The sequence below is a fragment of the Neisseria sp. P0001.S005 genome, from assembly GCF_051963715.1.
The window spans coordinates 1-370 of the sequence record NZ_JBQCTZ010000760.1 but is presented as its reverse complement, the minus strand read 5'-3'; the positions used below and the strand labels follow the sequence as shown (position 1 = coordinate 370).

At 50.8% G+C, this 370-nt stretch carries 1 pseudogene; it reads right to left on the bottom strand.

Annotated features, from left to right (window positions below):
* Positions 1 to 245, bottom strand: a pseudogene (locus tag ACTHSP_RS22735) (lysozyme inhibitor LprI family protein); the annotation flags it as partial.
* Positions 246 to 370: the final 125 nt, after the last annotated feature.

The following is a 370-nucleotide window of genomic DNA, read 5'->3' as shown; positions in this document are numbered from 1 at the left end:
GGGTCTTCAAGCAGGGTTTCTAATTCGAGGCCGGCGGCGATGATTTTGTCGGCATCGACGAATTGGCGGTTGTCATTGCGGGCAAAGGAGCGCGCTTGTTGTTTGAGGGTGTCTTCGATGGTGGTACGGATGTTTTGCAGTGTGGCCGGTTGGGCGCAATCAAGCGCGGCTTTCGGCTCTTCTTTGCTGCATGCGGCAAGAAGAATCGTGCTTAAAATCAATACGGAAGCGGTTTTTTTGTACATAGGTACTCCTGAAGATGACGGCCTTTCAGACGGCCTGACGTGCCTATCATAACAAAAGCACTTGCAGCAAGTAAATGCGGCAAGTGCTTTTCTATGTCAGACGTATCAGCCTTTGATGACGCTGA